General features: G+C 58.8%; 16 protein-coding genes and 1 pseudogene. 7 read left to right on the top strand and 10 right to left on the bottom strand.

Annotated elements, in window-relative coordinates; translation table 11 throughout:
- Positions 1 to 97: 97 nt before the first annotated feature.
- The 6 genes from AB6724_RS17090 to AB6724_RS17065 form a co-directional block, all read right to left on the bottom strand.
- Positions 98 to 661, bottom strand: a complete 564-nt coding sequence (locus AB6724_RS17090) for a DUF4304 domain-containing protein (protein ID WP_369339728.1) — start codon at positions 659 to 661, stop codon at positions 98 to 100.
- A 603-nt stretch (positions 662 to 1,264) separates the two neighbouring features.
- Positions 1,265 to 2,554, bottom strand: coding sequence for a PDDEXK-like family protein (locus AB6724_RS17085; protein WP_369339727.1), 1,290 nt, complete (start codon positions 2,552 to 2,554; stop codon positions 1,265 to 1,267).
- Between the two features lie 546 nt (positions 2,555 to 3,100).
- Positions 3,101 to 4,456 carry a P-loop NTPase family protein gene (locus AB6724_RS17080; RefSeq protein ID WP_369339726.1) on the bottom strand — a complete coding sequence of 452 codons (1,356 nt, stop codon included), beginning with the start codon at positions 4,454 to 4,456 and terminating at the stop codon, positions 3,101 to 3,103.
- A complete protein-coding gene (locus AB6724_RS17075; protein ID WP_369339725.1) occupies positions 4,453 to 6,486 on the bottom strand; it encodes a hypothetical protein in 2,034 nt (677 codons plus the stop codon). The genes AB6724_RS17080 and AB6724_RS17075 overlap by 4 nt, the downstream gene beginning before the upstream one ends.
- The gene (locus AB6724_RS17070; protein ID WP_369339724.1) at positions 6,483 to 7,460 is read right to left on the bottom strand and encodes a PDDEXK family nuclease; all 978 of its coding nucleotides are present in this window, start codon (positions 7,458 to 7,460) and stop codon (positions 6,483 to 6,485) included. The genes AB6724_RS17075 and AB6724_RS17070 overlap by 4 nt, the downstream gene beginning before the upstream one ends.
- Positions 7,461 to 7,614: 154 nt before the next feature.
- The gene (locus AB6724_RS17065; protein WP_369339723.1) at positions 7,615 to 7,818 is read right to left on the bottom strand and encodes a helix-turn-helix transcriptional regulator; all 204 of its coding nucleotides are present in this window, start codon (positions 7,816 to 7,818) and stop codon (positions 7,615 to 7,617) included.
- 132 nt (positions 7,819 to 7,950) lie between these two features.
- Here AB6724_RS17065 and AB6724_RS17060 point away from each other — a divergent pair, with 132 nt between their 5' ends.
- The 6 genes and pseudogenes from AB6724_RS17060 (at position 7,951) to AB6724_RS17035 (ending at position 18,935) form a co-directional block, all read left to right on the top strand.
- Complete coding sequence (locus AB6724_RS17060; RefSeq protein WP_369339722.1) at positions 7,951 to 9,192, top strand: hypothetical protein; 1,242 nt, start codon at positions 7,951 to 7,953, stop codon at positions 9,190 to 9,192.
- A gap of 47 nt (positions 9,193 to 9,239) precedes the next feature.
- Positions 9,240 to 9,737: pseudogene (locus tag AB6724_RS17055) on the top strand (TniQ family protein); the annotation flags it as partial.
- An 87-nt stretch (positions 9,738 to 9,824) separates the two neighbouring features.
- The gene (locus tag AB6724_RS17050; protein WP_369339732.1) at positions 9,825 to 11,030 is read left to right on the top strand and encodes a TnsD family Tn7-like transposition protein; all 1,206 of its coding nucleotides are present in this window, start codon (positions 9,825 to 9,827) and stop codon (positions 11,028 to 11,030) included.
- 521 nt (positions 11,031 to 11,551) lie between these two features.
- Positions 11,552 to 12,580 (top strand): glyoxalase superfamily protein, encoded by a 1,029-nt coding sequence (locus AB6724_RS17045; RefSeq protein ID WP_369339721.1) that lies wholly within the window; start codon positions 11,552 to 11,554, stop codon positions 12,578 to 12,580.
- A 488-nt stretch (positions 12,581 to 13,068) separates the two neighbouring features.
- A complete protein-coding gene (locus tag AB6724_RS17040; RefSeq protein ID WP_369339720.1) occupies positions 13,069 to 17,493 on the top strand; it encodes an ATP-binding protein in 4,425 nt (1,474 codons plus the stop codon).
- A complete protein-coding gene (locus AB6724_RS17035; RefSeq protein ID WP_369339719.1) occupies positions 17,493 to 18,935 on the top strand; it encodes a multidrug DMT transporter permease in 1,443 nt (480 codons plus the stop codon). Before AB6724_RS17040 ends, AB6724_RS17035 begins: the two co-directional genes overlap by 1 nt.
- Positions 18,936 to 19,330: 395 nt before the next feature.
- On the opposite strand, the gene AB6724_RS17030 is transcribed toward AB6724_RS17035, so the two are convergent.
- Complete coding sequence (locus tag AB6724_RS17030; protein WP_369339718.1) at positions 19,331 to 19,870, bottom strand: hypothetical protein; 540 nt, start codon at positions 19,868 to 19,870, stop codon at positions 19,331 to 19,333.
- Positions 19,871 to 20,343: 473 nt separating this feature from the next.
- Here AB6724_RS17030 and AB6724_RS17025 point away from each other — a divergent pair, with 473 nt between their 5' ends.
- Entirely contained in the window at positions 20,344 to 20,577 is a 234-nt protein-coding gene (locus AB6724_RS17025) for a hypothetical protein (protein ID WP_369339717.1), read from the top strand.
- A 19-nt stretch (positions 20,578 to 20,596) separates the two neighbouring features.
- Here the strand turns inward: AB6724_RS17025 and AB6724_RS17020 are convergent, their stop codons facing one another.
- The 3 genes from AB6724_RS17020 to AB6724_RS17010 are packed head-to-tail and all read right to left on the bottom strand — an operon-like array spanning position 20,597 to position 24,467.
- Positions 20,597 to 22,111 (bottom strand): hypothetical protein, encoded by a 1,515-nt coding sequence (locus AB6724_RS17020; protein ID WP_369339716.1) that lies wholly within the window; start codon positions 22,109 to 22,111, stop codon positions 20,597 to 20,599.
- Positions 22,108 to 23,286 (bottom strand): caspase family protein, encoded by a 1,179-nt coding sequence (locus tag AB6724_RS17015; RefSeq protein ID WP_369339715.1) that lies wholly within the window; start codon positions 23,284 to 23,286, stop codon positions 22,108 to 22,110. Before AB6724_RS17015 ends, AB6724_RS17020 begins: the two co-directional genes overlap by 4 nt.
- On the bottom strand, positions 23,283 to 24,467 hold the full coding sequence (locus AB6724_RS17010) for a hypothetical protein (protein ID WP_369339714.1): 1,185 nt from the start codon (positions 24,465 to 24,467) through the stop codon (positions 23,283 to 23,285). Before AB6724_RS17010 ends, AB6724_RS17015 begins: the two co-directional genes overlap by 4 nt.
- Between the last annotated feature and the right edge of the window lie 123 nt (positions 24,468 to 24,590).

Genomic DNA, 24,590 nt, shown 5'->3' with positions numbered 1-24,590 from the left:
ATCGCTGATTAAACAACGACGGAGGCAGAAATATGCAAGGTCAACGGTTGACTTGCCGGAAAGTCCCTGTAGACCCAGAGCAGCTATAGGCGAATACTCAGTGTTTTGGGTGCTCGCCGAGGACTTTTTCAAGCTCGGATTTGAAGATCACTGCCTGCTCATTGGCAAGTTCTTTCCCTAAGCTAACGAGCTTTTGGGCCGTCTCAATATGGCCCAGCTTGACCGCTGCACGTGCCAGATGAAGAACTGTGCGGCTCGATGCGACCTCACTACCAAACTTCTTCAGCAAGTCATGCGGGGCACCTGTTGCTAGAACCTCTGGCAATGTCTGTGCATTCCCAAAAAATTCGGCTTGTACCAACACCACTTCTCTCTCTAGCTGAGAAAAAATTTCCTCAGAGATTTCCCATGGCCAATCTTCTCCCACCCGTTTTCGGAAAACACATTCGTATTCCTTCAAACTTTTTACATCCGCATTCCCTTCCGCCGGAATGAATATGGGCTGTGCCCCTAGATTGACGAAAAAGCTGTCTCCCCCTCTGCTTCCCTGAAAGTTGATGATGAAGACGAAATCCTTATCGCGTTTTCGATAGTTTTGGCCGGATCCTTGAAAGCCGAGCGTACGAAGACTCGGAGCAATTCTCTTCAATACATCTTTCATGCTTTCCCCTTTGCATAACAACTGGGGTTATAGCAAAGCAAGTCATATCTTCAGTGACTGCTTCTGGCCGATTCTGTTGAAAAACTCCCTAGCACCTCCTTGAATCATGTTTTTGGGGGTGCCTTACCCCTTCCCACATGTGAGATCGCCGCTCCTAGAGCGATCTGAAAGGTAGATTTTCCGACCGACGTAGGCTGCTCAACAGCTTTCGAGTTTTTCAACAGAATCGGCCGATAGTGTGATCACGCGAATGTGCCAGGCAGCAGACATCCCGATACGCGAGCCAAGCCTGAGAGGGCAGCTATCAGCGAGGTCCACGAACTGGTGCTACCGGCCAGGAGCGGACGAATGGGAACGCCCGCTTTAAGAGCGGGCGCATCCATACCAAGGAGCTATGTGCCCGACAAGTTGCAGCAGGCCGTGTAGCCCGTCGGCAGTCAGTTGCCCCGGCTCCGGTCCGGTCGGCGTTCTTCAGAGGGCTGACCGAGCCAAGCGGCCTCACGTAGCCCAGTGGGGCCTTGGGCCCAGCTCGCGCTCCGGACCGCAGCGGGTGCCATGGGGGAGTGCAACCGTGAAGAGCAGGTGGCGAGGAGGACTTGAGAGTCACCTTGAGGCGGTCTGCTCCAATCTCCTGCTGACGTCGCTTACGGCGCTGGCGAGCTCGGGTAAGGTCATGTTCTTCCCAAGGTTGACGCGACGCCATAGGCTGCCGCTTCGCTGCCCGAACTTGCGGTCAAAGCCTATGAGCCGGATCCGCAGGCGTTCCGCCTCCTCTTCGCTCCGGGCCCATCGAGAGCTCCACACCAGCCAGGCGTCGTAACGTGTCTTCCCTTCGTCGCTGAAGCAAACGCTTACGTACACCGGCCACCAGTCTTCGCCTTCGAACTGCTCCCACCCTGCGAGGCAGATGTTGAGCCAGGCCCTTGCGTGACGAATGTTGTCGTCAGGCAAGTCGGGCAAACTGCCATGAAGCGCCGCCTTCACCGACGCCATGCCCTTCGTCTCCCGCAGCAATGAAGCAACGCTCTTGTTCTGCAGCAGGAAGAGATGAGCTGCCGTGGGGTGGCGGCTGGTCAGCCACTCCCGCTCAATACGGCCATGCGAGAACTCCAGCAGGTGCTTCACTGCCTGGGGATAGGCGTGGTGCAGAGCCGCGGCCAGTTCAGTGCATTGTTCGCTCTCGGGGCTCGACCAGTCGGTCTGGCGGTTGCAATAGCTCACTACGAGTCGGGCCGAAGCATTGCCACGGCCTACGTGCTGCAACGCCCGGGTGGCGGATGTCTTGAGCCAGTCGTACCCCAGGTGGAGCCACGCATCCTCGCGGGGGCGACCACCGTCGTCGTCGACGTCGTATTCGCGATCGAGGGCGAGGTAGATCGGGGCGTACTCCTTGAGGTGCGGGTTCCCGGCAACCAACTCCAGGTACTTGTCGCGGTAGTCGGTCAGCTGTCTGTCGTTGTGGGTGGCCCCTGCCTTGTTCTCGAGCAGGAGGATGAACTTGTTCTGGGGATCGATAACGAATAGGTCTACGCGCTCGGACGCCTTCAGCCCGAGTTCACGGGCTGTGAACGCGGCGTTGAAGCCGGTGGTCCGCAAGCGCGATGGCGGCCAGTTGCCGAAGAAGCGGGCGGTCGTTCCACGACCGTCGAGGCCGCTCTCCCCCGACGCGCACCGCACAGATGCGGCCACTAGAAGATCGCGCAGTATCTGGTCGCCCTGGCCATGCCCTTCGCGTGGGTCGAGCAGCCACGCGAGGATGTCCGAGTGCTGGTTCTCGGAGAGGGAGATAACGTCCAGCACCTCGTCGCCGGTCTTCTGCAACTCGCACAGCTGCACAAGGCGGTCGTCCGCCATCAGGCGCTCGAGGGCCTGCTCCGCATCGATCTCCGACATGACTACCCCCTCCTGCTTCTTTCGTTCGGGCGAGGTGGCAACCACTGGAGGGCCGTCACCTCGCGGTTGCATCTTGTCATGATCTTAGCGCGTCGATCTTGCCTCCCCTGTTCAAATGGAGCTATCCACGGTCGGGAGGGTTGGTTACGACACTGTCGATCGTGTCGAAGGTTGAGCGTCCTCTTTCCGACTGCACAGTCCCACCTCCGAACGACCGAGAGGGGTCGGCAGTACCTGTTCGTGAGCAGTTAGAGCGGACTTTCAGCAACCTATCGGTCTGCAACTGACGGCCACTGTCCGTCGCTCACTTGAAACCTGTCGTTGGACCAACGTCCCCCCACTTTCATTAGCACAAGGCTTTGGAGTCCGGGGTTAATTTAACTGGTTTTGCATCAGCCTCTGGGCATAGGCAGCGTCCTCTGATGAATCCGCTTCTGGAAGAAGACACATCGCGGAACGTCAGCGAGGCGTTAGAGGCGTGCTGCCCTCCTTGGTGATGGACGCGTTGGTGAGTCGTTTAACCCACTCCGCTTTATCCAAGCAAGGTCATAAGTCATCTCCTAAGCGAGAAAAAACGTCGAGGAGTGATTCTTTGGATGCAGCCCCTACAGGCAAGCGCCGAACTTTGCCCACAGAGGGCGATGCTTTGCGTGACGGCGCCAACTTTGAAAGAACCTCTCGTTCGCTGGACGTCAGCATGCCTTCGACGTGTCGCTCATTGACACGCCGGTTGAAATCGTTAATCGCTGCCTGGGCAACAACTACATTGCTTTCCGGTGTCTCAAACCGCAGTGGATTCAGCAGATCAGGATTGATGTTTTTGTCCCCGACGGAATGGCGCCACAGAGCTTCAACATCGCTTCGGAATGGCATGTATCCCGACGACGCATAAGCAGCTTTCAGGTCAGACTCTGTAACGTCCGCTTGCGCCCCACGATGGATCTTGCCATGTGTCCAGGCGCTTACGAGCAGCTCTACTACAGCTCTTTTGATGCCATATGTGTAGCGATGTAGCAGGCTAGCAACCACCTGAGGTTCAAAACGGAAATCCGCAGGGGCTATCCTGGTCAACTCCCTTATGTAGTTTAGGAAATCAGCGCTATCCATGGCATCCGGTTGGAGCTCCAGATGGTTGACCAGTACGCGATGGCGATCCTCCTGGCGCCGATTCATCAATCTTCGCACCAGACTGTAATTAGCCACATAGATGACCCGTGGACCTACACTGAGGAGTTGCAGTAACAGCGTCATCGCCAGAGCATTCGCCTGCGGGCTATTGGTGATGAATTGAAACTCATCAAGAAAGATGATGCACACCCCATCCCTCCGACTTACTCGCCGAGCAAGTTGCAGCAGATGTGCTTGTTTGAGATCCTTCTTCTTCGAAATTTCCACTCCTTCGCTGCTCGTCCTATTGGGAATTACCCAAGGACCAAGCAAGGAGTTGAGAGTGTTCCCCTCGCGCAACGACATGAACCAAGCAGGCTGAATTTCCAGGTTGCGGTGACCAGGGAGATCCACACAGCCTACGCGCGCGCCAAGCAAACATCTCATGGCCTGCATAAGTTGGGTCTTACCAGTTCCTGCAAGGCCCGTCAGCATAAGTGCCGGCTGCGCGCCATCACCCCATGGGTTTTGGCGGTAAAGGGCTCCTAGAACCTGCTGAGAAGAACCGTAGTGAGTCAGTGCATGCCCCTCCCCGATCGCCAACAGTTGGTCTAACAGCAAGGATGTTTGATCTCCGCAAAGAAACACTTCGCGCATTTGGGCTCTGAGAACCTCAGCGCGTGCGGCAATGGATTCACCTTTGATGCTTTGGGCAACCGCGCGATGTTCCAATTGGACATAGCGATCAGGGCTGTTCCCAATGAGGTACGGCGCCAACCAGGGATTCGATTTCACGCGCGCCTCCATTGCACACCGCGCAGAGCTTTCGCCTCAGCATGGGCCGCTCCAGTTTTCTTAGGAGAACCACCGCGACGCTGCCCGGCGCTGAACTCAAGACCAGTCTGCTCCTTGACTGTTTTGTGCAAATGAGCGAGCGACGCCTGGGCGGCTTCGCGTGTAGCCGAATCCACTTCAGCTTTCACCTGTTCAATATCCATCAAGGAGGACAATGGCAGCAGGAGCTCTTCTTGGTCGAATTGGATGCGGAGGTTTGGCTCCAGCGCATGCAAGTTGCCGTCGACTTCCACCCAGACGCATCGCACAACCAGGCTGAGCGTGTAGCCCGCGATGTCCTCCACCCCGCGACGCATGAGTTTCTCGTGCAAGCCTTCGCGAAATTTCGTGGAGCTAAAAGTGACTCCCTTCCATTCAACACCTGCCTTGTCTACTTTGAAGCGGGCCGGCGTTGCAAACACGCGGATGGCATCACGCCAGTCCATACTTTGGGCACAGGTGCGAAGCCTGTCACTCAGATACTTCCAATAAAAGTGCGGCGTCGCTGGATAAGAGAGTGTGTGGAATTCATGCAGAGTGTTGGGGGTCAAGCGATCGATGATGTTGGATTGATAGTTCTCAGCCAGTGTGCGCAGCACTTCACGCTTCATCATGCTGGCCACAGTGTGGCTACTCTGTATGAATGAAGGAGCTCCTTCAAGTGCAGTGGATCGGGGGTTCGAAGACTCGACCGTTGGCTTAGATTGACCGCTATAAGACGTCGTGATCGACTTCACCGGAAACTTCGCTTCCAAGCCATCCAGCAACGACTGCTGCCCCGCCGGCCCTCGGTCAGACAGCACAGAGCGAGCCATAACTGGCTCATGCCCACGTATGGCATCTTTGGGGAGGCCATACACCCTGGCGAGCATTTCTGCAGGCATCGTCATTGAAACAAGCATTGCTTTGTATGCCTCCTGCCTCTCACCGCCTATGGAGAATCCAATCCCAAGGCGCTTTCCTGTAACTCCACAAATCGCGCGGGCAACAATCAGCGCCGGCAAGGGGTCACTCGACGCAGACCCAATGGGCCGGTCGTCGCAGCGGTAGGCATCGACTTCCAGTGACTCCAGTGCATTAGCGTATTGAGCCGAGTAGTTCCCCTCATCCACAACAGCATCCTTGCGCATTCTGGCCTGCCCGTAGACGGTACTTTGAACCTGCTTCAAACCGAATTTGTTGATTACTATTTGTCTGAACTGACCATAGGTGGGAAAAGGTCTGTTCATCGGGTGGATCATTTGTGGACGATCTTGATCGTCAAAGATCGTGATACAGCCAAAATCTTCGGTGCACGCCAAGCTGTGGATGGATCGCATGGTCTTACCTAAGCCGCATCTGGACAGGTAACTCTCAATGACTTGTTCACGAAAATATGTGGATGACCATCCACGGCGTTTTCCACCAGCGTGTGGCCGTCCAAACTTCTTTTCTGAGTGCACCTCGTCTCTCCGCGACCAGGTCCCATTTCTATGCGTATTCGGCTTCAGGGACCAAAGGTTTCGACCGTGTAACAGATAGGAGAAAAACCAGTATTGCAGGCGGTGAACGTGTGATCCCAGCCCTAGCCTCTTTTGAATACGCGCAATTTCCTTCAATGGATTCTGTGCCTGCAAAATCTCCTGCTCATGATCTAGCAACGGATAGATCGATTCAAGTCGATGCTGCACGTCATCAAGGTGGGATTTTTTCCGCTTGAATGCATGCTCAGACAACTCATCGCAGTTGATGCCCTCAAGATCAACCAATGCTGGAGGCAAGCTGTTTTGCCACTGGCATGGCTTGATGCCCGGCGGCGATCTGGTTAACTCCTTTTCCACAAGTCTGGCAGACATGTGCACATAGCTCACTCGCCATTGCTTGTCCTTTGTCCTGTAGAACCAAATCAGCAAGATGCCATGGTCAGCACTTCTGCCGGAGTAGTAGTAGCGAGTCCCCGCGGCAAGACTGCCAAGCCCGTCGGGCACTTCCAGTTGTTGGCCAAAGTTCATTGCGCCTCCCCGTCGGCGAACCAGTCACAATAAACGCCCAGTGGATCTTCACGCATGGGTACCAGCGGTCGATCAAGCAATACCGGTTCAAAGAGATCAACCTGGATGCGACGGTGCCAAATGCCTTGTTCCAGAACATTCTTCATGACCAACGTCTCAACACCCAAGTGCAGTGCAGCTTCGCGCACGATTTTGTAGGCTGGTGTCGAACTCCCAACCATCTGATCAAAGTGCTCGCAAAGCTTCAGGCACACCGCTGGTGATAGCTGTACAGGCTCTGCGTGACTGAGGAACAACCGGTGAAGATTGGACCTCAAGGTGGCATCGATTTCTCGACCGGCAACCTGATGGGTTCGGATGCCGGCGTCCTGGTAATAGGTGGCCTCCAATGCATGCCGTTGCAACGCCGAGAGCTCGGAGCCCTCTGTTTGGGGCTTGCCGGGCATAGGTCCCCGCCGACGGAAATCGTCGCGCTTGTCCTTGACACTCCAATTCACAGCATGAGGGCCGGCAGCGCCGTTGATGAACAGAAGCAGGTCGCCAATGTATGGAAAAGGTGCCCACACATTCGACTCACCTTGTTGCACACGACACTTGGGATGCTTGCTCAAGCGTCCCATTTCCTCTGCCACGGCCAATGTCCCCCGTAGGGGCTTGAAAGCTTTTCCTACGGTCCCAGGATGGCTATCCAGAAAATGGGGCCGCGGACCGGGATAAAGCATGCGCTGCTCATGCACGTCCCAGACACATGGATGGTACAGAGCCAGCAGTGCCGCCCAGGTCTCTGGCCTGCTCAAGGTATGCATGGGCCGGCCACCCAGCTTGGCTGGATGCAAGATTGTGGGAGTGGAAATTCCTGGTGCCTCAGTGGGCGTTGCCCAGATGGCCGCCTGATAGGCCTTACCCCATGCGTCCCGCAACTGTCGCTTTTGAATGAGACGCAGCCGGGACTCGCTGATTCTGTTGATCGCCATCGCCAACTCCTACATGGCGCCGTATGGGCGCGCGTATGACTTGACTACCTGTGCAGACCTCCTAGAATCAATGCGCCAACAGCGATTCTGTGCTTTGCACCGATAGCCCTAAGACGCCAGCCTTGTGCTGGCGTTTTTTGTTTAAAAACTTGTGTTATCGCTGTAGAGGTTGGCCCTCCTTAACTGGCTTTCCGACCCTCTGAAGAGTCCACTCAACCAGATCATGCTGAGTCCAGCGACGCTGGCTCCCAACCCACAGGAATTGCGGGCCTTCTCCACGCGCAATCAGGGTTTCCAGGCTTCTTTTTGAGATGCCTAAATACCTGCTGACCTGGATTGCACTCAAAAGTGAGTTCATTGAAGAGAAGTGAAAAGCGTTGCAATTGAATGCAAGGTTAGGGCATGAAGCGACCGATCAGGCACTGGCTGTGAAACGTGGCTGTCAAGTGCACACATATCAGGCATTTTTGAGTCTAAAGTGCACAGCGCCATGAACATCAACACCCACATGCTTGCGCTCGGCTGGCTGCCACTCACTGAGGCGGCAAGGAGAGATGGCTTCCATCCCACGCACAGGAGACTCGATCGCGACGGGCACGAAGTCATGGATGAACAGGGATTTCTGTGCCCAGAACTGCACTGGCGGCATGGCCGTGGAACGGGGGATGTCATGCTCGAAGGGGGCTATGCGCTGGAACTACTCAGGACCAGTGCTGAAGCTGCAACCATGACCAATCATTCATCCCTTCAACGCAAGTGGTCCTTTCCTTGCGACTGGTCACCAGAGCATCTGCTGCGCCAGATACCCAGCTTTGCAGATGTCAGCGAATCCTGGGTCAAAGGAAGTCCATCGGCGATCGCCTTGACATCACCCGCTCTTCCCCGAGACCGAGCGCGCAACGAATGGCTCGCTGCGCTGCCGCAGCTATTGCCCTTGCCACTGCGACCTCGGCTTGGCATGTTGATGCGTAATCCGGCTCGGCTGTTGAGAGCTGGCTACCAGATGCTGTGCCAGGAATGGACGACTCACGGGCAATGCCGCCGACAGACGGGTGAGGCACTCGCCATCATTGGTCTTGGCGCCCTTGGGATTTTCCCGCGCGTGCGCTGCGCCGTGTGCTACAGGCTCGCCATGCCTGCGACAACTCGCTGTGCTAGACATAGCCAGACCCAAAGCATTCGCGTCGACGCCGACGGACCAAAGGTGCATGCTCAGATCTCCTCTGAAGCAAGATTAGCCAAGCGTGTGGTGGTGAAGCTTGGATGGTCTCGGACAGAGTTCGTGACCGCTTTTGGCCACGATGGCCACATTGAAGAAAAAACCATTGCTGGACTTCTATGGGGGCTCCATGTCGGTGATGGAGGACACACCCTTCATCACCTCAGAGAAGGGCTTAGCGCCGGCCACTTCCCTCGGGTGCGCGAGCTCTTGCCAAGCAATTTTTGTGAACTCGATGATGTGCACACCTGCACCGCCCTACGCCGGTATGTTGATCCTGGAGAATGGGTAGTTTCCGACTGGTACACCCGCATAGGAGCCGCTGACGAATGGCTTGGGGCCGCTAGGGCGCTGTCGCCAGGGCGCGTACATATGAGGCCGTCTGATCAAAATTTGGAGCGAGTTGCCAACGCCCGCTCCTTGCTCCAAACAGGCTTATCCAAGAAGGGCGTGGCCGCCCAATTGGGCATATCCCAGAGCCATCTTTCACATTTACTTCGACGCCTTCCGTGAGAGAAGGATGTCGACGGAAAGATGACACCCGGATAGTCCATAAATAAATGATCTCTACAGGATCATCTGACTACCTAGCTCCACTCCATCCTATTCTGGAGTGGTTGCCAGGAGAGACGCTTTTCAGTTTGTGTAGTCGGTACCACCACCTTGCAGGATATCGAATCCCCGCTCAGAGCTGCATAGCGCTCTTCGGGACACACCATGCCGGATCTGCACACGACGTTCCGGCGCACGTACAAACACTGGTTGACCGCACGCTTGGTGCTCTTGGAGCAGCCCGAGAAATCATCGTTGGCCGCACCCTGCTTCCCTTCTATTTTCCGTTTCATCCAGAGCACCAGTGTGAAAACTGGCTGAACCAGATGTCCACAGGGTCAGCTCCATCCTTGAAAGCGCAGATGGGATTAGCAGCATCCCAGTTCGGTGCAGGCCACCCACTCAAAGCATGCCCTGCATGTATGCAGTCAGATGAGCATAAACACGGAGTGGCCTACTGGCATGTTGACCATCAAGTGCCTGGTGTTCTCATATGTCCCTTGCATCAGACATCGTTGCTCGTTGCGACAGACAAAGTGTCAGGGCAGAACAGGTTTGACTGGAGGCTTCCTGGGCAAGCCCACCTGGGAAACTTGCTGAAGAACCATGACGTCAGGGGTGAAGAGCATCTTTTGGCTGATGCCGCATTGGCGCTATGGAAATTGCCTATTTCCTTCACCTTCGTTCAGGACAGGTTGAACCGACTCTACAAGGCTAAACTCGTCGAACAAGGATTCGTGCACGCTGCTTCATCAAGGGTTGATCACAAGCGGTTTGAGCAGGCCCTCGCATCCGTATTGACGGCGAGCCTCATGACGGTTTCCTGGCCATGGCTGGACTCACGGATCTTTTCACGTCGATTGCTCAGAATGGGGCACTCCACCAGTCCTCGAGTCAGTCGGCATCCACTGAACCATCTGCCCCTGATTATTTTGCTGTTCGGTTCCTGGGAGTCATTTTGGGCCGCATATCATGAACTGGACAATGCCAGTTTAGATTGTGATGCCATCGACTTTCCGCGTCAGGTATTGATCGGACAGGAGGCGCCCGATCCCAAAGAACTGCTTCGAGCCTCTCTCATCGAAAAAATCCACTCCGGACAGTCGGTGTCCCGTGCAGCTGAGCTGACAGGGGTAGCCGTCGCGACAGCCATGGCATGGGCTGCAAGTGAGGGTATCCAGAGTCCTCGACGCCCGAAGCTGTTGAAACCCGATGTCCGTTCCCGCCTTGTTCTACAGCTCAAGCGTGGCGTAGACAAGGCTGTGGCTGCATCTTTGGTAAGCATTTCGGTGGCAACAGTGACTCGGGTTCTTTTGACCGAACCAGGCCTACACGCTCAATGGAGCGCAGCACGATTCATCAAGGCGCAGAAACGTTCACGCAAATCCTGGCAAACGATTCGGGACGCCTTTCCTGCAGCCTCATCCAATGAATGGAGAAGATTGGATCCAGCCGCTTATGCGTGGCTGTATCGAAACGATAGGCTGTGGTTACAGAACTCCATACAAGCCCGCTCATTCCCTCCGACCACATCGACGCAACGCCGAGATTGGCATCAACGTGATGCTTCGCTTGCCCAAGCCGTTCGGGTAGCCGCGCTGGACTGGTATATGTCGAACTCAGGGACACACCTGACTATCGGAATTCTTTGCGCAGCGGTGAAGGGGCTGAGGCAAAAAATGTCTGCGTTGCCCAAACTTCCCCTCACCCGCAAAGCCATTCAGGAAGCTTGCGCAGACCACCGATCGGCGGCTTCTACATCACAAAGAGAATTCTCTACGAGTGAGTCAAGCTTCTGAATATTTCACTGTGCTTTTTTTGCGCGTTGTCCTGCAGCATCTGGGGTCAATTGCATACTCCGGTTGGCCGCCATCAGCTTCCCCGACGGCTCGAATGCGGATGTCGACGCTCAGGCCAAGGCACTCGAGCTGGACAAATCGCCAAAGCTGTCTCTACTCTCCAGCTCCGTTGTCTCGAACACCCCTCCAAAAAGTGGTCAGTGCTTCCGCATCAAGGATATCGAGCACATCATATGGACTATTGAGAGGTCACACATCGGCCACAAGCTGATGTGTCGCCCTGAAGCAGGGGAACATCGACGAGCGAGTCACTGGCTTCAACGGGGCCCTGACATATGCCTCGCAGCTAGCGCTCGCGCCCATGCGCTCCTATAATGGCTCGCATGGGGTGGCAGCCCCGCCGTTCGCGCCCGCCACGGGCATGGTGAATCTGCCCTAGTTTTCTCTCCGTCCACTGGTTCCTCTCCGGTGCCGACGTAACGCGAACCACGTCTTTGAAGCGCATCGGTTATGGGAAGACCATGGATAACCAATTTCAAGGCGATGATTTGCTGCGCGCTATGAAGGCGCGAGCGGGAGAGCTACAGGCGCAGCATTCTCTTGGAGGACAGGTGCTCAAGCGCGGGGCGGCACTAGAGCTTGTTGCCCGAGAGAAGGGCTTCCGCGACTGGAATGCCGCTTCTGCTGCTGCCCGGCTCACCCAGACGATGGGGACTTCTTCCCGGCTGCTTAGTACCACGGCGAGTGAGCGGCAGCCTGCACCCAAGCACGTTTGGGACCTTGACCGGCACGCTACTTGGCACCCTGACATCTGGCGCTTGATGTCTCATGTCATTGGGCCGGACGTCAAGAAGGCATTTCGCAGCAACCCTCCCGAGTATCTGGTATCCGATGACCTGAGCTGGCTGGACGAGCTCGTTCTGCAGGTCCGCGGCATCCATGTCGATTCGAAGGCCGAATTGGCAGAACGACTGCTTGACCGCTACCGCGCGATTCGCGCCTGCCATGGCACTTCTGCGCCCACAGTCGATTCGTTCTACGAGCATGGCCTTCGCCCTCTGGTGATTGATGAGTTCCATGAACAGGCGCGCCAGATTTTCCTGAGCGGCGACTACCCGGAGCTGTCGGAGGACAACCTGAAAAGTGCCATGGAGTACGTGAGCCCTGTCACGAGGGAGGGCCGTGTCTACTTCGAGGCCAATGAGCGGTTCTTGAAAGAGATGTGCGGTCACTACATGCTCTATGGCAGCGAATATCTGACCGCGCTTGCCGCAAATCTTGGGGGCACGCGCGACTACCGACGCGTTCTGAAGGGGCGCTTCGCTCCCACGCTTTTTGTGTGCGATGTTCCGCTGAAAGACCTTCATCCCGGCACGGTGGCAGAGTTCGCGGGCATTGCTCTTGAGTCGATTTTCCAGGAGCTGCTGGATGGGCCCACCTATGCGCCGTATAAGTGGCGTGGGTCTGGCTTCAGCATTCGGGTACCGCTAGAGTCGTCTTGCATCGTTGGGCACTGCCATCCGGCCATCACACGCGACCCGCTACGGTGAGCGTAGGGCGCTACATCCCGACCTCTTGAGATGTAGCGCCATTTTCTCGTCCTACTAAGGACGCGCTTTTGACCCGCCTCAACCTGCCGTCAGGCTTGCATCATGGCGTAGTCAAGTTCACCTACGATCCCGACTTGTACAACCTGCTCTTCTTAGCGGTCGCGAGGCGCCACCCATCGACCGCAAACTGCAAAGCAGAAGTTGATGTTTGGAGGCAGCTTCAGGCTGATTCCGGCCGATCGCCTAGCTCAAACCGAGCGACGGCTCACATCAATACCTGACCTTCGACCACAGCCGGCATGACTGCCTACTTTACTGAGGGCTGTAATCGAGCCGCCTTGGGAACTCAGAATTGCAAGCGCATCCTCCAGCACAGCAAAGAGCCTCCTTGCCAGGGAGTCAATATGCTCTTTAGGCATGTTATGTTCCTTGAGCAGTTTCTGCCACTCCTGCGCAGCTTCGGCTCCGCCAGCTGATACCTTTGCTCCATGTCTGAAGAGATCAAAAACACTGCGATAACTGCCGCCGGCTACGTCTATCAGAATCGCCAGGGGCTGAGGCTTCTTTGCGATTGGCTCGACGCACCGACGCGCTACACCCGAGTGAAGTTCGAGTGTGACGACGAGGTCGATGCGCCGAAGGGATTGGACGACATCGTGGCGGAGCGCGTTGACGGCCTCGTCGACCTTGAGCAAGTCAAGTACACACCGAACCCGGCCGTTCACGCGTTGAGCTGGGAGTGGATGCTCGAGAAGTCCGGCAAGACGGCGAAGTCTAGGTCGATGCTGCAGAAGTGGTTTGACGCCTTCGTAGTGTTGGATCCGGCTCGGGTTGGCGTGATCTCGCTGAAGACGAATCGTCGGCCAGATGCGGAAATTGAGGCGTGCCTTTTCGGCGGGAAAATCGACTTCGCCAAAGTGCCCAAGCCTCGGCGCTCAGCGTTGATCGCCGAGCTGGGTGACGAGAAGAAGTGCGAAGCCTTCTTCAGTCAGCTGCAGGTTCTTCACAGCGACAAGGGCTTCGAATCGCTCGAGCACGAGGTCGATGCTCGACTGCTCCGGCACGGCACGCCTGAGGGTATTGCGAACCTCAAGAACGTCGCCTTGAACTGGGCGATTCGGAAGAACTTCCCGCCACCGGACGGGTGGATCTCCTTGGATCAGGTACGCACCATCCTGCGGGCTACGCCGCCGGCACCCTTGCCAGAAGATTTCTTCGTGCCGCTCGGATATGAGGTGCCAGACGAAACCTTCCACGGGGAGTTCGTGCGCGACACCGCCGCCGGTGCTGGACGGGCATTCGTGCTCACGGGGCCGCCTGGCCGCGGGAAGAGCACTTACTTGAGCGCGCTGTGCGACAAGCTTGCTAGCTTGGACATTCCCACGGTACGGCACCACTACTTCCTGTCGACGACCGAGCGGGGGCGCGACCGTGTGCACAGCTACGCGATCGAGCAGTCCATCGCGGCACAGGTCAAGCAATTTCATCCGGGCGTTCAGGCACTCGGCGGTGACTTGCGAGGGCTCCTCGAAGCTTGTGCTGCCTACTACGAGGGTAAGGGCAAGCCGTTCGTGCTGGTTCTGGACGGCTTGGACCATGTCTGGCGCATCAATGCCGCCGACAAGCGTCCGCTGGACGACTTGTTCTCGCAGGTCTTGCCGTGTCCGGACAACATGGTTCTGTTGGTGGGAACGCAGCCGGTTGACGACGCCCAGCTTCCTCGGGACCTCTTGGCGGTAGCCCCGAAGGCCAGTTGGCGTGAGTTGCCGGCGATGTCCGAGAACGCAGTGTTGTCTTACCTGCGCAAGGCTGTTGACGAGGGCAAGCTGTCGACCCGATTCGACGATGAGGGTCAGTCGGAGCGCCAGCTGCAGGAGGCGGCGACCGCGCTTCGCAAGAAGACCAACGGCCACCCGCTACACGTCATCTACGCCACCGCGGAGGTTGAGCATGCCGGGGGTGACCTGGACAGCTGGGATATCGAGCGGCTGCAAGGGGACATGACCAAGGAGGTTAAGTTCTACTACGCGTCCCTGTGGGAAGAGCTGCCACCCAGTTTGAAGGATACGCTGCGCTTGGTGTGCGCGTTTCCCTTCTTCTGGCCGAAGGCTGGGTTCTTGGAGATTGCGGCGAAGCTTGGCACTGCTCAGCCCGATGTCGCGAAGGTGGAGCACCTGCTGCATTCTTCAGCGGCTGGCCTGAAGGTCTTCCACGAGAGCCTGGCCGTCTTTGTGCGCTCAACACCGGACTACGACGAGCGCATCAAGGAACTGATGCCGGCGGTGGCGGGCTGGTTGGAAACATCGGCGCCGCCCTCTTTGCGCGTCAACTGGCTCTGGTCGGTTCAGGCCAGGCTCGGTGACCCCAAGAGCCTCATTGCCGGGTTGACCCGCGACTGGATAATGCTCCGCCTTGAGGAGGGCTATCCAGAGTCGCTGTTCGACACTTTGTTGTCGGAGGCCATGGTCGCGGCGCTGGATACCAATGCGTTTGCCGACGCCTACCGCCTTGAACATCTCAGGGCGCGGATGGTCCGTGGCAGCGAGTTTCAGATGCAGGACGACGACATGGCTCGGCTTGTGTCGTTTACGCTGAGGCTGACAGCCGACGACGGCGTTGTCCGAGAGGCTGTGGCGTCGCGGCACGAGACGGACATCCTGCGAGTGGCAGCCCTTGGATTGGCCTTGCAAGCGCGAGGACATGCGGTACTGGCCAAGAGCTGTGGTTCCGAGGCACTGCGGCGTTTCAGAGGTCTCAGCCGCTTCTCCACGCGGTACTCGTCAAACGAAGGAACTGCTGATTTCAAGTTCTTGGTCGAGGCGTTCGCGCGCTTGGGTGTCATCGGTGCGACGTCAGAGGCGTTTGCCAAGCTGGTTCGCGAGAACTCCGCTGTCGTGTGGATGCCGCGAGCCCAGATGCTGGTTGACGAGGGCGTGCTGGACGATCTGATGGACGCGGCCACCCCGCTGCCCCCCGACGACCCGGATAAGAGTGTTCTCAGCGACGTCTGCGTCCGTGCGGCTGCAACGGCCGGGGTGAGCATCTTTGACCGCGACGACTTCAGCAAGCTGGCGCGAACCCCGTTCATTGCTGCCTTGGAGGCTGCCCGCACACGGAGCTCGAAGCCGCTGAACGAGCCCATCCCCATTGAGTGGCTCAAGGGTGACTACTCCGAGCGCAAGTACGACCTGGGGGCGCTCGTTCATCATTGGTTCTTCAGCGGCGTTCACCTGAGCCTTTGCATGAAGGCAGAAGGACAAGCCTGCTTCGAGTTCGTGCGGGCGCCCACCTACGAGGACAGGAGGAACATCAGCTACTTCTTGAATTCCCTCTCAGCGATTGCAGCCCAGGTTGCCGAGCGCTGGTGGCGGGGGGAGTTTGTGGACTTTCATGAGCTGTTCGAACTGCTCAAACCTGTCCAGCTCAGGCGCTTCAGACAGGGTTACGACGCCAGCTCGGCGGCGGAGGATTTCCAGGCTGGGCTGCATCGCATTGCCTGCGACATCCGGCTGGGGAGCAGCCTGTTTGCCGGTTGCGACGATGTGGAGCTCACGGCGGAGACCATGGCTGCAGCGGGTGCCAGCGAGTGGTTTGACTCTGCATCCTTCCGCACTCAGTACGCGGCAGGATTGCTGACTAGGATGAGCGATGAAGCCGCTGCGGCCTTCATCCAATCCCAACGCGTCCTGCTCGATGCTGAGATCCGCCAGGAGACCAGCGTTCATCTTCAGACGCCTCTGCAACTCTGCGGCATCGCCCTTAGCCACGGCTTGAACACCAGCGCCCGGGAGCTCTGCACGCAGACTTGGGAGCTGGTGACCGGTTACGGGCACCGCAAGGACCCCACGTTGAACAACACCGTTGGCGCTATTGACTACCTGGTGGAGGTCGTGCCAGACGATGCTCTTCGGCTGCTCAGCCTGATCTCGCCACAGGTCCACCACGTGCTGGACTTCACGGACGGAAAGGGAACGAGGCACGTGCTCTCAGCCGCAGACCGCCTGCTGGCGAAACTCTGCCCACCAGCTCTGGTGAGGAAGTATGAGGAGCACACGGACGCGGGCGATTGGTCGCATGCGGATGACAGCTTGCGGGCGTACGTAGAGCAGGGCGTGCGGGACGGTTGGCCGCTGGACGCGCTTATGCGCACCGGTGTTCATCCAGAGATTCAGGACGCGTTGATGCAGCTTGAACGCAATGGTCAGGATGGCGCTGCTGAGCGGCTGCGTGTTCTCAGGGAGCATGCCGGCTGGGACGTCGGCGTGCTCCAACGCAAAGACTCGTCTAGCGGTGACATTGACAGCAAGCCATATACGGGCGACGTCACGACGTTCGCACCGGAGCAGGTCGACGACCTGCTTGCAAGCCTTTCGACCAGCTACAACGACAAGAGGAGGCTGCTTCGAGCTTGGTACAAGCACTGGGATAGAGCCGGGCAGGGCAAGCGCCTTCTCGCGGCGTTGGACAGGTTTCTTCAGTCAGACGAGGGGCGCATCAACGGCACCCTCGAACTGTATGACCTCGCCTTTGAGACGAGGCGCAAGCTGAGTGGTTCAAAGGCTGCATGGAATTACCTCGTCCAAGCGCAGATCCGGACGGGGGCGTGGCTTGGCTTCGCGGAGAGCGAAGAAAAGACGCGTGAGAGGCTGGATATGGTCGTGCAGCACTACCCGAGTCGTTGCGACGAGTTCGTCGCTGAGACGACGTATGGCATGTTCGGAGAGCCTGAGCCGCCGCGTGTAGCGCCGACGAATCTGATGGTCTATTTCTATGTACAGCAGAAGCGCGTTGCCGACGCCGTGAAGTTCGCCGAGATGATGATGAATTGCGTTCTTGAAGACACCCGAACGCTTCCGCTGGAGCGGCCGCGCTGGGCAAAAGAGCTCGACGCTGCAATGGCGAAGGACACATGATGGATGACCTTCGCATCCTCGTCGCTAGGCTGGGCTGGCCGTCGACCACTGCGCGGTGGTGGACCATGCAGGAACTCGCCGCTCGGCTGGGCGCACCGGCGTCCAAGGCGGCGACGGAGACAGCACTTTTTGAATTCCTCGGCACAAGGAAGCTCGAGGCCGAAGTGGTGGAGGCGCTCTTCGTCTTCTGGATGGCCGCGCAGGCGCACGGGTACGAGGCCAGCCAGAAACTAGCAGAGAGCATTCCGAAGACGTCCGTCCTCTCGGAACTATTGCTAGAGAGCCTCGGTTTGTGGGCGGACACCTCGGACGAAGGCCTAGAAGAAGTGCCTGTGGACTTCGAGATTCCACAGGATTTCAACGGGGTACACGGTGCGGATCTTCCGCTGGTGTTCAGAACCTCCGCGACGGAACTTGAGGCAGCTACGCGGCTGCCGTTCGTCCGCCAGATGGCTTTCGAATGGTCGATGAACAAGGAGGCCTATCCGGATGCTCCCTTTCAGGGCGACCCTTGGCACTTCTCGCGCCCCTTAGGTGCCGGGTTCAGCGGCCAAACCTCATCTCGGACTGCCTTGCGGATGATCTCCGCCTACCACCGCACGTTGGCGGTTGCTGAGGCGTTCTGGGGCATGCCTCCCAATACGGCGGAAGACCGGGCTCTGTTGGCTTTACCTGTTCACCCGACACTTGCGCTGCTCAGGCCTAGACGACCGGTTTGGTTTCCAGGTCGAACGGAATTCGACGGTGATGATGAGGCTATTGGTGGGGCTGTTCGCAGCCTCGTTGAGCGGGTTCAGCTAGAGCGCCCTGGCGATGAACTGATGGCCTTCTCGTCGCCCGTTGTGATGTCGATGGACCGTTGTGTGGAGGTCTCGGTCGTCCTGTGGATGCAGGCGGAAGGTGGCAGCGTCGCTGATGAAGGCTTGGCGGAGCACTTGAAGGACCTTTGGAGAACCGGAGAGCTACTCGCAAGCGACTTCCAGGAGCCGCTGGGCACGACTACGGTCGTGGAGTCGTCAGCTCCCCACGAGATAGCCGATGAGGACAGCAAGGCATGGCCGCTGGCCAAGCCGCTCGACTTCAACCGGCTAGGCTACCTACAGCACGACCTTTATCCGGGGCGGCTCTTCTTGCCGACAATGCCAGGGCATGGACAGTTGGAGGTCACGCCTTGTGGTGGAGGGCTGGAGGTCAAGTCCGGTAGTGAGGTCGTCGCTGACCTTTGCTACTGGAATGCAGGCTGGGGACCGGTTCGCTCGATCCAAATCAGCGGAAACTGTGGCACAGCCCTTGTCTCCAGAGGTACGGCCTATCGCGCGTCACCGGGTGGAGCAGCCTCAGATGTGCGGTCGTTCTACTTTTGGCGTGTGCGAACGTTGCACAGGAAGGGCGGCTTCGACACCTTCGACGAGAGGCTGGCTTTTGGCGTCACGTTCGTGTGACGCAGCCTTATTTAACTAACCTTCACAAGGACGCTGCCAGAGCTAGTGGCCGCGTAGTGGCCGTTAGCGTGAGTTCACCCGTTCAAGCCGACCGGCAGCAATCGCTGCAAAGCCGACCTAGGAGCCAGAAGTCGGCTTCAGGCTGGTTGCAGCCGTTCAAATATGGTGCCTCAATGACTGGTAAGCGCCGCAACCGGGCATAGCGCCTTCTTCCCTTGGATGTCTGAACCGCGTTGGAAAGCGGCCCTTCAGTTGAAAAGCTTGGTCACAACCTCCATTGACCGCCTGTGTGCTCTACGAACTTGCGTTCCCGACGCGTTGCAACAGCTCAAGTCTGTACGGACGTCTATCGCTCGGAGGCCGGGTATCCCAAGCTGCATGGTCTATCCAGATGGTTAACCGAGCCAAGCGTTGAGGCCAAGGTCTTCAAGGAGTAATCCGTACTCCTTGGCAGTGCGCAGTTCTTGTTTGAGGTCGTCGTCCAAGGGGATGGTGATGCGGAGCTTCTCTGCCACATCAATACACGAAGCCAATAGCGCCGCTATGTCGTAGCCGCCCGTTGCATGAATTTTGCTGAGCACATAGTGATGGAAGCGAAACGCGGCATCCAAAACTACTGCGGAGGTCTTTGCATCCCAGGCAAAAGTGCCTCGCGGAACCCCGAGTTGAGGCCAGAGTGTCAAGTCGACGGACATGGGAATGATCCACTCCTCGCCGCCATCCTTCAGGCTATCGAGAACCGCCGAATCTTGCCTGTTCTTGGGATGAACGTATGCATCACGAATTTCCAGTAGCTCGGCGCAACGCTGCGACGTTCTCACGCCCTTACTGAAGCCAGCTAAACCCTCATCTTTGAAGAAGCGCGCAATTTTGTCCAGAGGCCGCTGCCTATCTGCGGCCTTGAACTCGTCTGGCGGCAATTCGAGGTTGAACAAGAGGCAGTTCGCGAGGCACTCAACACTGAGTGCTGACGCAATCACCGCAGCTCTTGCAAACCTGTTCATTGAGTGCCGATCCGACGCTGCCACAGCATGCCGGTGTTGGAAGAGCGCGTCTGCAAGAAAGTCGAAGAACGGGCTGTACCGATGCTGTGTTGGGAGAGGTGGCCATGAGTTCTCAACACTGATTTCCGGTATGTGCATATAGTCTTATCTCTTCATTGCGGACGTGAAGTATGGATGGTGTTCTATCTCGGCGACTACCGCATCGGTTGACCAGTTGGCAGCCAACATGTTGCTGCAGGACATGGTCGCCCTCGAGGCGGCGAAGGCGTGTACGACGCGGATGCCGACACGGGGTCGGTGAGTCGCGTGCACGCCATGCTGGGTGCGATTTTGGTGGTCTTCCTGCTGGTCGCTCAGGTCACCCCGAGCCGCTGGTCCGTTTTGCCGCGGTTGCCAATGACTGTATGGCGGGACTGATCGGGCAGCACCCGGAGGCTGGACTGGTTCTTGGAGATGGCGAAGAAGCGCTCAACGCCGTGGCGCTCTCGGCCTGGCGCGCTCTGGGACTGGGAACCAGCCCGTCGTCACCGCTGCGCAACCTGCTCACGGCGCAACGTGCCGTCGAACGACTAGAGAGAGACCGGCAGGAACCTCACGCCACCCACAGCGGGCTGGCGCAGTTCTATCCATTTCGCTGACGGGGCGCGACGCACCTGACTAACTGGCAACGCTCCCGAGCAGGAACTCGCCATCGTCTGACTCACGCTTCACTCGCCGGGGCTTGCCCGTGGCGACAGGGAGCCCAGCAAACTCGCCAGCAGACGGGAATTCAACGGCAGGCGTTCGGCTGGATGGGATCTGGAGGGCTGGGGGCTGAGCGGATGGGATCTCAACCGTCGGAAATGCAGGTAAGGTCCGACCGCGCTCGATCTGAAGCCGCTGCAACGGCTGGGGCAACTCTGTCGAGAAGCCCAGTATTGCGTCCTGTGGCAACCGGGACTTGACCAACTGCGGGATGATTTGCCGGCGTCGCGGCGCCCGGGGCATGCCGCCCCATCGAAGCACGTCGGGCTCACCGGGATGCCGTCCGTAGAAGCTGGTAATCGCGCCCGCCCAGCCTTTGCCTGCACCGAGCGCCTCGACCTTATGAAAGGCCACAGGATCAGCCTCGAGAAGCGAGTTGCCGAGTAGAGAGGCCGCTTCCTGCAGCAGGTTGACCCCCTCAGTAAAGACCGGCCAGCCGTTGGACAGGCTCTCTCGCAGGAGCTTGAGCGGGTTGAACTCCTCCGTGTGCTTGCGGCTGCCATCGCGCAATAGCCGGGCGCAGTGCACGATGGCGGTATCGGGCAGCCAGCGGAAGGAGCGCGACAGGTTCTCGAACCAAGCCAGGGGGACCTGGTCCGCCGCATTGACCCGCAGCAGGAAGTAGGCGGCGGCCACTGCGCCGACCGGATCATCGAACTTGGCGCGGAGAAGTTCCCGCGCGACGTTCACCGGATCGGCGACGGCGTTCATCGACCGGATCGCGTCACGCGATAGGAACTCGAGCAGCGTCTCCGCCCCGGAGCGGAAGCCGGTCACGACGACCTTGAGTTCATCCGCGCGCGGGTCGCTCGAATCCTTGGGCGTGATCAGCACGCGCGCGCGTCCGTTCCCGGGCAGGGCGACAAAGCGCCAAGTGACCTTGGAGCCCCCGATCTGCATCAGCCAATTCGACGCATCCAGCTGCAGGTCCATCTGCCAGGCCGAGCGACTGCGGTGTGCATCAACAGGTTCCACGGGCACCCGGCTCCACTCGCCATTCTGGAACCTCCACAGTCGCAGCCATACCCTCGAGAACTCGTCCATGCCGAGATCCAGGTCCGCTTGCGGACTGGCAAGACGACTGCGTGGGTTGAGCTTGGGGATGGCCCAGGCTGACCATTCATTGGCCGGTGCATACGCAGGCTCAAAGACCACGAGGTAGTCGCCCGAGACCGAATCCGAGGGTACGCTCATGTCTACGCGTTGCGTCACTGTACGCCCAGACGGCCAAGTCAGGCGCACGAAGGCTAGTTCCACCTCGTCGGAGACGCCCAACCTGACCGGATTACGAACCCGTGTCGAGGCGACGGCCAGCACGGCACCTTCGGCGTCCAGCACTTTCACCGGCAGCGCTGCGCCCGGGTCCTCGTGTTGATCGAGTAGGTGATCATCAGTCGGGTAGTTCAGGATGACGGAGATGCGCTTCATGGCTGCGACTTCATCGTGAACAGGTACATCGGGGGCGCCAACTCCTCGTCGACGTGCAGGAGGTGGGGCAGGATGCCGGCAGGATCCAGCGCGCCGACCTCGTAGATGCCGCGAGGGAGCTCCACCTTGAAGACCTGATCCAGCAGCGTCTGCGCGACCCGGTTGTTGCCCTTGGATGACTCTAGGTACATCTCGTACAGCGCCCGTCGCTGGCTCGGTGCGAGATCCAACCGAACTTTCACTTTGGGGGCGAACGCTCGCCGCATGAGGGGCACTACCGGGCCGGTGATCAGTTGCTCGGAAACCTGCTTGTTGTTGCCGGCATCGGCGTGGTCTGGCTCGTTCTGCGCGAGCAGGGTGCGCACCGCTACCGACAGGTTGTCGCCGTCGACCGTCCAGGTCTGCTGGCCCGGGTCCTTGGTGCCGCAATAGCCCGACAACGCGCAGATGAGGGCAGACGTGAACCTGGACACCGTAGGCCCCAGCGGCGCGAAGGCGAGTTGGCCTTCGCCGGTCGCATGGATCACGGTGACATGCTTGCGCGATACGTCCGCCCCGAGGTCTGCCGGCAGCAGCGGTGGTGGCTGCGCTCCCAGGGTCATGGCCAGGGCGCGCGGGATGTTGCGGCAGGCGTCGATGAAGAAGAAGACCGACCCTTGGATCTCCCGTTCAACGGCGCGGACCGTCAGCGAGACGTTGAAGGCCTTCGTCCAGGGCTGCGCGGAGTGGCCAAACTCCTGCGAGAGCAGGTAATGGTCGGAGACCATCACGCCGTGGCCGCAGAAATAGAAGATGCCGACGTTGTCGGGGTGGCTCTTAAGGCGATCCAGCCAGTCCTCGAAGGCCTGTTGGATGGCGTCCTGCGTCGCCTCGGCGAGCGCGATTGGGCCACCCGGCGTGGCGATGACCACAGGCTGCTCGGCGGACGCGAGGCCTTCGATCGAGGCCAGTGGCGCGTCCGGGTTCTCGAACACCCCAGCGCCGGCAACCGGCGAAAGAAACCAGTCGATCAGCGCTTTGGCCGAGACCGGCGGGGACTCTAGCTGCTCAAGCCCCATCGGGTCTGTGGCGAGCTTGGCCGTTCCGTTTAGCAGATGGGGGTACTTCCCGACACCAATGGCCAGCACGTGCGTGCCCGCCTGGCCGGCTATTGTGGTGTTCAGCAGGACCGTCACTGGGCGCCAGCTCCGACCTCGGGGTCGGCCGCCTTCAGACGCGCAGCCATGCGCTTGTAGAAGCTCGGGCGATCGAAGTAGCCGCCATGCGCGCCCAATGTGCTGTAGCCGGTGTCGTAGCTGAAGTCGGTCACGGCGTCGACGACGGGCTTGAGCTGGTAGCTCAGCACGTCATTGGTGTCGAACACGTTGAGCCAGCGCTTGATCCCCTTGGGGCGAGCGACGTGGTCCTTCTTCGGGTCGACCGGGATCTTGGGATCGCTAACCTTATAGAGTTTCATCTCTTCGAACAGACCAACCTGGGAGCCCACCGTGATCAGGCAGTCAATGCTCAGGGTCGGGTCGAAGTATGTCAGGATGTCATAGACGATCTCGCCGCCGAAGCTGTGCGCCACGACGATGAGCTTGTCGTCCTCGGTGCGCTTGGCCTGAGCGTCCTGCAGCGCCTTCAGGACAGTCGTGACGATGGGGCCGGGAGCGTCGGCCGTGCCGCGGCCGTTCAAGTAGACGAACGCGTCGCCAGCGAAACGGGTGACGGCGTTGTTGAGCTTCTTGCGCAGGAGCAGGCCAGCGAGCCCGGTCGTGACGTCCGGCGCTGCGTTGACCAGACGGGATGCGCCTTCCTTGATCGAGTCGAGGATCTTGCTCAGGGGGCCGAAGCTCTGGACCTCGGAAGCCTTGGACTTGCTCACGAGTAGGTCGGCAAAGTTCTTCGGGCCCGCGGCAGCGAGCCAGTCCGGCTGAGGGTTGGCCTCGACATACGCACTGGCGAGGTCGTACGACTTTGCCAGATACCGCGCCTCGTCCTCCGATTTGGCGCCCGCCATCGCCGAGGCATAAAGCAGATCCACTGCCGCCAATAGATCCGTCTTGGCCAGCGCGACGAGATCCCCGCTCTGATTTGATTCAGCGAGCAGGCCGGCCACCCGGGCACGAGCCTGGGCTTCCTGGTCTGCCCCGAAAGACGCGACCTTCGTGGACGAGTCCGGGAGCACCGCCATGTTCCAGGCGAACTTGGCGCCGAACTCGCCCCAGTACGGGCTGGTGACCGTGAGCTTGTCGGCACTCAACCCGAGCGCCGGTGCCACGTACTCGCGTAGGAATCCATCCCGCGCCTTCTCGTTTTCCCGGTAAGCGTCGCCGTCTCGATTGTTGACGCCGTGGACGAACACGATGGGCATGTTGATCTCCCTGGTATTGATGTCGCGACCTGGAGCACCCCCGGCCGCAGTGTTATTTCTGGGACCATGTTGCCACAGTCTCGAACGCTTAGGAAAACTCCTTGATCGATAGTGCAAAGGCAT

Origin of the sequence: Comamonas guangdongensis, assembly GCF_041079535.1 — a bacterium.
GTDB classification, from domain to species: Bacteria; Pseudomonadota; Gammaproteobacteria; order Burkholderiales; family Burkholderiaceae_C; genus Comamonas; species Comamonas guangdongensis.
Note: the sequence above shows the minus strand (reverse complement) of the source record. Positions and strands in the feature narration are given on the sequence as shown.